Genomic DNA, 7,241 nt, shown 5'->3' on the forward strand with positions numbered 1-7,241 from the left:
GTCGTTCTCGACCGTGATCTTCCGTGCCATGGGACTCACACCCTTCGGGATTTCAGCTGACGGAGATGGTGATCGGCGGGTTCTTCTCGTCGTCCTCGCCATCCAGCGGGTCGTTCTCGACCGTGATCTTCCGTGCCATAGATGTCACCCCCCCTCGGCGTGCGGTGAGCGCGAGCTCTGCCGGCGGATCGGTCAGCAGCCCGGAGGCGGCTCTTGAGGCACTGTCGACAGGTCGGCGGTCAGGGCCGGCAACGTCGGGAGGCTGTTCGGTGGCCTGCGCATCAGAAGCTCCTGGGGTCTGGGGTGCGGTGCCCGGCGCGGCGGCCGGGTCGCCCGTATCAGCAGGGGAGGATCGGGGAGACTTTTCTGGCCATTTTCCCTGGAGCCTTCCAGATTTGGCCAAGTGGGACCGGGTCGTGGCGTAGTTCGCGGATCAGCTGGACGGCGCGATTTCCCAGCCGACGTCGTCGGACAAGGCGGGCCCGGATATTTCCCCGGCGATGGAGTTCTGGACCGGGGTTGCCGATGCGCTCCCGGCGCCGATGGAAACAGCGAGAATCAGCACCGCCGCGGAACCGAATGCCAGAATGGTGTGCTTCATTTCCCGTCCTACTCCTTTTCGTTCAGATCCGATTCAATCTCGAGTCTTCCGGGTGACGTCAGCGGGATCGAACCGGCAGGAAGTAGTTCGCGGCCCGGCCGTGAGCTACTTCCTTCGGATAGCTCCAGCGTCACTGTGTGACTTCGTTGGTGTCGAGTCTGCGCGAAGTTCCACTTCGTTTGTACCCTGTTCCCTGACCGCTCTTGTCCTTGCCTAAAGTTGCCACCCTGAGGTCCTCGCCACGACCTGTCGGAGACGGGATTGAGTCGCCCCTTCCTTTCCACCTGGGGCGTTGACACAATGGCGCGATGCTGCTAATCAACCGCAACTACCGCCTGCTTTGGGCTGGCCAGACGATCTCGCAACTGGGGGACTTCGTATTCAACACAACCCTCACCTTATGGGTGGGTACGGTCCTGCTCAGGGGGCGGTCGGACGCGCCTGCGGCGGTCGCTGCCCTGATCGCAGTCGCAGCAGCCGCGACACTGCTGGTGGCGCCGCTCGCGGGGGTGTTCGTCGACCGGTGGGACCTGCGGCGGACCATGTTGACCACCGATCTGATCCGGGCCAGCCTGATCGGCGCCGTTACTGTGCTGGCCTTCCTGCCCACCGGCACACTGGCAACGGGGGCCACTCTCACTCTGGTCTATGTGGCTGTGTTCCTGGCCATGGGGGTGGCCCAGTTCTTCAACCCGGCCCGATTCGCGGTGATAGGCCGCGTGGTCGCTGCGGATCAGCGGGTCCGAGCGGCGGCCATCGGCCAGTCGACCCAGGCGATAGCGTCGATCTTGGGGCCGCCGCTGGCCGCGCCGCTGCTGTACGGGGTCGGCGTTCGGTGGGCGCTGCTCCTCAACGCATGCTCTTTTCTGTTGTCCTACATGGCAGTTCGTGCCGTGCATGTCGAGCCGGAGGCACCGCGCAGCGAAGCAGCGGAGCGGGGGAGCGTCTGGGCGGAGTTCCTCGCGGGTCTGCGCCTGGTAGGTAGCAGCCGGGTAGTGACGGCACTGATCATCACAATCTCGATCGTCACTCTTGGCACGGCCGCCCTCGAATCCCTCAACGTGTTCTTCGTAACCGAGAACCTCCATGCCGGAACCCGCTGGTTCGGCACGCTGGAGATGGCGCTGGGCGTCGGCCTAGTGGCGGGGGCGGCAGGCGCCGGCATGCTGGGCGCACGGATCGGCCATCGGCGGCTCTTCTCCTCGGGTCTGGTGGCGGCAGGTGTCGGGCTCGTCATCTACTCCCAACTCAGCCATCTATGGTCCGCTCTGGCCGTCCTGATGGTCGTTGGCTTCCCGTTGGCCGCTGTCAACGCCGCACTGACCCCCATCCTTCTCGATGCCGTGCCCACCACCCATCTGGGACGAGTCATCGCCGTGATCAATCCGGCACAGCAACTCGCTTCACTGCTCGGCGTGGCAGCCGCCGGCTGGCTGGCAAGTACCGCCTTCAACGGGTTGGACGCGAGGGTTGCCGGCATCGAGTTCGGCCGGATCGACACCATCTTTCTGCTCGCAGGCTTGATGGTCATCACAGGCGGCCTCTACGCCTCACTGGCCCTGCGCAACCGCGCGTCCCTGCCTCACGTCCCGCAGGAGGGGGCGGCCGCAGTCGTGCATGAGCGATCCGACTGAGCGACGCCTTCTGCGCGCTTGAGGTTCCCCCGAGATGTGGACGATGACGTTCCATGGGTCTGTCAGAAGAACGGCTCTGTTCCGTAGTCGGTGGTGACGTTCCGTTGTCGTTGGAGGGGGATGTGATGGCGGAGGAGGTCGAATCCAGCTCGGCCGTGCGTCTGGCGCATGATCCTCTTGCTGCGGGTGTTGACGCCTTCGGTGCGGCCGTTGTGGTAGTGGTGCGTGAGCCTGGCCACGAGGGTCTCGCGGTCGGGTTCGAGGTCGTTGCAGGTGGGCCGGGTCGGCGGCGCGGATTGCGGCGATCCGGTCGGTGAGCCGGGCGTCGTTGCCCGCAGCCGGGGTCGGCAGCTCGGCGAACCGGTGGACGCGCGCGGTGGGTTCGGTCGTTTCGGGGCGGGCGGCGGAGCCGCAAGTTTTGACGGCGTGGCCCGGAGGGGCGCGGAGGGACGAGCGAAGCCGCCCAACAAGAAGGGTGGCCTCCATGGGAGACCACCCCTTTGCCGAACCGCGGCCGATTCAGGCCTGGTTGCGCTTCTTCGACACGACGAGCGCAACGCCCGCGGCGGCGGCGATCAGCAGGACGATCTTGAACAGCTTGCCCATGGAATGGACCCCCTCGATGATCGGGACGAAGATGCGTCTCCCGACCGACAGAGGGTGCGGGGGACGATGTCCCGTGTGTACATAGACGCACGGGTCCCGTCGATCCCGGATCCCGTTGCCGGACGGGAGCCCGTCAATCTCGACTCTACGTCACCCGTTTGGCTCAAGGGTGGGGTGGTTTCAGGTCGGCGCGGCGGGCCCAACGCAGCCCACCTGCCCGCCAATTCGAACGAATCGCACTATTGCGGATTATTCGGATTGCACGCCACCGCGATCACGTTGAACACCGCGCCCTGCGGGTCCTGGACCGCGGCCACCCGGCCGTACGGGGATTCCTCCGGGCCGCGCAGCACCTTGCCGCCCAGGTTGTCGACGCGATCGACGGTCTCGTCCGCGTCGCCCACCGCGAAGTAGACGGCCCAGTGCGGCGGCGGGCCGTCCTGGACACCCGCCACGCGGCCGCGCGGACGCCGTCGACGTGGAAGGCCGCGTAGTCGAAGTCCGCGTCGGACATGTCCTCGTAGGTGAAGTCGAACGCCGCCGCGTAGAAGTCCTCGGCCCGCGCGCTGTCCGGCGTGTACAGCTCGTTCCACACCACCGCGCCGGGCTCGTTGACCACACCCGCGCCGCGGTGGTCGCCCGCCTGCCACACACCGAACACGCCGCCGGTCGGGTCGGCGGCCACCGCCATCCGGCCGAACGTCAGTACGTCCATCGGCGGCACGATCGCCGTGCCGCCGGCCGCACGGACCCGGTCGATCACCGCATCCGCGTCGTCCGCCGCCAGGTAGGTGGTCCACGCGACGGGCCCCTCCTGTCCGGGCCTGCGTCCCATCAGGCCGGCGACCGGGCGACCGCCGAGCGTGCAGGTCGTGTAGTGGCCCACATCGGCCGGCCCGATCTCCCCCTCCCAACCGAACAACCCGTGATAGAAGGCCAGTCCGGCCCCGACGTCGGGCACGCCCAGGTCCACCCAGCACGGCACGCCGGTGGGATACCGCGAGGTCCACTCGCTCATCACTGCCTCCTCGGATAGACACCGACAATTCGGGACGATCCGAGACCGATGCTGCCACCAGGGCCGGACATTGCTCGTCGGTGACCGCCGCACGAGGCAGGATGCCCCTATGAGTTCCCTGATCAAGGCGGCCGACCTGGCCGCAGCCCTGGACGGTTCGTCGCCGCCGCTGGTGCTCGACGTCACCTGGCAGCTCGGCGGCCCGCCCGGAATCGACTCCTACCGGATCGCCCACGTACCCGGCGCCCGCTTCGTCGACCTCGCCACGGAGTTGTCCGGACCGCACACCCCCACCGGCGCCGGAGGCCGGCATCCGATGCCGGAACCGGCCGCGTTCGGCGCGGCCATGCGCCGCCTGGGGATCGCCGCGGAGACCGACGTGGTCGTCTACGACGGAGGCCAGAGCGTCGCCGCGGCGCGGGCGTGGTGGCTGCTGCGCTACTTCGGCCACGACCGGGTGCGGGTGCTCGACGGCGGCTTCACGGCCTGGACGGCGCAGAACCTGCCGGTCACCGACGTGGTGCCCGAGCCCGCCCGGCCCGGCACGTTCGTCCCGCGTCCGGGCGGGATGAGCCGGCTGGACGCGGACGAGACCGCGGCGCTGGTGGCCGCCGGCGGCGTGTTGCTGGACGCGCGGGCCGGCGAGCGCTTCCGCGGCGAGAGCGAGCCGATCGACGCGAAGGCCGGCCACATTCCCGGCGCGGTCAGCGCGCCCGCGACCGAGTACACGCACCCCGACGGCCGGTTCCGCGAACCCGCCGAGCTCAAGGAGTACTTCGCCGCCCGGGGCGCGGTGCACGGTGCGCGGGTCGCCGCGTACTGCGGCTCCGGCGCGACCGCCGCGCACGAGGTGCTCGCCCTGTCCCTGGCCGGTGTCCCGGCCGCGCTGTACGCCGGGTCCTGGAGCGACTGGATTACGGATCCGCAGCGCCCGGTGGCCACCGGCGCGTAGCGCGCCCGGGCCCACGCCCGGCCGTTGCGGGCAACGAAAGAGCCGAGGGTCCGTCGGGACCCTCGGCTCTCCTCGTATCCGTACGCGTCGATCACTCGCGGCGTTTGCGCCTGCTCCCGAACACGATCTCGTCCCAACTGGGCACGGTCGCCCGGCGGCCGGGACGCACGCCGTCGGCCTCGGCCTGTCGGTCGGTGCTGCCGACCAGACGCTCGCGGTGCGGGCCGACCACACCGCGCGGCACCAGGACGTTCTCGTACGCGCTGCCCGCGCCCGCCGCCGCAGCGGGGGCCTGGGTCTCCTCTTCCTCGATCGGTTCGGCGCGCTCCGGGCGCTCCGGCCGCTCGGCGCGTTCGATCCGCTCGGCACGCTCGACGCGTTCGATCCGCTCCGGGCGTTCGGCGCGCTCGGACCGCTCGATGCTGCCCACGCGCGGGCGTTCGGCCAGTGCGGTCACGTCGATGCGCATCGGACCGGGGGAGACCGACTGGGTCTGCGGTTCACCGCGCAGGCCCGGGACCGCGTCCAGCAGGCTGGTGATCGCGTCGTCGTCGCTCTCGCGCGGGATGGTGGCCAGGCGCGGCCGAAACGGGAACGGGGTCTCGGACGCCGCCGGGTGTTCGCCGATCAGCGAACGGGCCTCGTCGTCGTTCGTGGTGACCAGCCGCCGGGGCGGATCGAAGCTCCAACTCGCGGAGCGCATCTCGCCGTCGGCGCGGTAGAGCAGCAGGATCTCCCAGCTGCCGTCGTCACGCCGCCACGAATCCCACTGCACGGACTCGGAGTCCGCGCCGCGCAGGTGCAGGCGTTCGGTGACGATCTCGCCGAGCAGCGGACCGGTGGTCTCGCCCTGGCGGCGGATGGGGGTCTTGCGAGCGCGCTCGGCCATGAAGGCGCGTTCGGCGAGCACCGGACCCTCGAAACGCCGTACGCGGTCGACCGGGATGCCGGCGAGCTGTGCGACCTCCTCCGCGGTGGCACCGGCCCTTATCCGGGCCTGGATGTCACGCGGACGCAGTTGGCTCTCGACTTCGATCTCGATCTGGCCGAGCCTGGCGCGGTCACCCCTGACGGCGGCGCGGAGCCGTTCGTCGATGGGCAGCATGTACTCGGTGCCGTCGGCAGCCTTCAGCACCAACCGTGTGCCGTCGTTGCTGACGGCCACGACACGCAGTTCGGGCATGGGGACCTCCCGGGTGGTGCCTGCCGACGTCACCTGCGTCGTTGCTCCCGCTACGAGTGTGACCTGCCCAGCCTCGGCATGGCCACAACCTGACCGAGTTGTCCGGCGTGTCGGATTTATTACCTGGCTGGCCGAATTGCCTTGGTTACACCATTTCGGGTAGATACCGGGGCGGTGCCCCACCCTGACCTCTGCGGTCGGTCGCTTCCCCCTTCGCGCACAGGTCTTTCCGGAACCTCGCGTGAACAGTACTCCATTCGGGGGCTCTACCGGGACACACCGCGCCGCATCGGCGCGTCCCGTTCGGACGAGTCGTTTTCGGCCGTCCGGGGTGATGTCGATCACAAGATTGGGCCGATCGGAACGATGTGGATGGGCCGTTCAGTCCTAACCAGGGTGAAGTCCTGTTTTTCATGATTAACCACCGTCCGAGCACGGACGGGCAAGGAAAGTGATGCCGGAAAGGACCGAGAATGAACGTCGCCGGATCGATGTCAACGCGGTGCAGGTTGTGGGCAGTGCCCTGGCGGCCATCTCCTCGGCGTTCCTGCTCTCCACGCTCGGTGTCGCCGGGACGGTGATCGGCGCCGCGCTCGCGAGCGTGGTCGCGACGGTCGGGAGCGCGGTCTACGTACACCTGTTCCGGCGCACCGGCGAGCAACTGCGCGACGTGCGGGCGACGCTGAGCCCTCCGCACGAGGGCGGGCCGAGCCCGGACCCCACCGCGGTGCCGGATCGACCCACGGGCGTGGCCGAACGGCGACCGGCGAACGACGAGACGATGGTGCTGCCGGTCGGCGACTACGAGCGCGTCGACCCGAGTTTGGGTGCGCCGAGCGGTGGCGCCTCCCGGGCCGAGGCGGCGTCCGACGGCCTGGGCGACCGGCGGGTGTGGCTCGGCCGATCGTTGGTGGGGGCCGTGCTCGTGTTCGTCGTGGCGATGGGCGTCGTGACGCTCGCCGAGACCGCGATCGGCCGTTCGTTCGCCAGCCTGTTCGGCCACGGCGACGCGGGCGGCTCGACCATCTCGCGGATCGTCGAGGACCGGCCCGCCCGGCACGACACGCCCCAGCCGCCGACCGGTTCGACCCCGAACCCGACCGGCACCGGCACGTCGGCGCCCACTCGAAGCCCGGGCACCGACGACATGGGCACCCCGGGCGGGCCCGGCGGCGAAGGCGCCGGGGCGCTGCGCCTGACACAGGGCAGACGGGCGGGGATTTCGGCTTCTATATCCGATATGCGCC

General features: G+C 69.4%; 6 protein-coding genes and 2 pseudogenes. 3 read left to right on the top strand and 5 right to left on the bottom strand.

Annotated features, from left to right (window positions below):
* Window positions 1-433 precede the first annotated feature (433 nt).
* Window positions 434-601, bottom strand: a complete 168-nt coding sequence (locus ABZS54_RS17900; RefSeq protein WP_355536274.1) for a hypothetical protein — start codon at window positions 599-601, stop codon at window positions 434-436.
* A 308-nt stretch (window positions 602-909) separates the two neighbouring features.
* Between ABZS54_RS17900 and ABZS54_RS17905 the strand changes: the two genes are divergently transcribed.
* On the top strand, window positions 910-2,235 hold the full coding sequence (locus ABZS54_RS17905) for an MFS transporter (protein WP_355536277.1): 1,326 nt from the start codon (window positions 910-912) through the stop codon (window positions 2,233-2,235).
* 62 nt (window positions 2,236-2,297) lie between these two features.
* Here ABZS54_RS17905 and ABZS54_RS17910 read toward each other — a convergent pair.
* The 3 genes and pseudogenes from ABZS54_RS17910 to ABZS54_RS17920 form a co-directional block, all read right to left on the bottom strand.
* A pseudogene (locus ABZS54_RS17910) lies at window positions 2,298-2,643 on the bottom strand (hypothetical protein); the annotation flags it as partial.
* A gap of 437 nt (window positions 2,644-3,080) precedes the next feature.
* On the bottom strand, window positions 3,081-3,641 hold the full coding sequence (locus tag ABZS54_RS17915) for a VOC family protein (RefSeq protein ID WP_355536290.1): 561 nt from the start codon (window positions 3,639-3,641) through the stop codon (window positions 3,081-3,083).
* Window positions 3,566-3,859: pseudogene (locus tag ABZS54_RS17920) on the bottom strand (VOC family protein); the annotation flags it as partial. The pseudogene ABZS54_RS17920 and the gene ABZS54_RS17915, both read right to left, overlap by 76 nt.
* Window positions 3,860-3,968: 109 nt before the next feature.
* On the opposite strand from ABZS54_RS17920, the gene ABZS54_RS17925 reads away from it, so the two are divergent.
* Complete coding sequence (locus ABZS54_RS17925; RefSeq protein ID WP_355536280.1) at window positions 3,969-4,811, top strand: sulfurtransferase; 843 nt, start codon at window positions 3,969-3,971, stop codon at window positions 4,809-4,811.
* A gap of 91 nt (window positions 4,812-4,902) precedes the next feature.
* Here the strand turns inward: ABZS54_RS17925 and sepH are convergent, their stop codons facing one another.
* Complete coding sequence (gene sepH, locus ABZS54_RS17930; RefSeq protein WP_355536283.1) at window positions 4,903-6,027, bottom strand: septation protein SepH; 1,125 nt, start codon at window positions 6,025-6,027, stop codon at window positions 4,903-4,905.
* A 421-nt stretch (window positions 6,028-6,448) separates the two neighbouring features.
* On the opposite strand from sepH, the gene ABZS54_RS17935 reads away from it, so the two are divergent.
* Window positions 6,449-7,241 (top strand): hypothetical protein (locus ABZS54_RS17935; protein WP_355536287.1); only part of this gene is annotated, 793 nt, incomplete at its 3' end.

This window comes from Embleya sp. NPDC005575, from assembly GCF_040605455.1.
Lineage (GTDB): Bacteria > Actinomycetota > Actinomycetes > Streptomycetales > Streptomycetaceae > Embleya.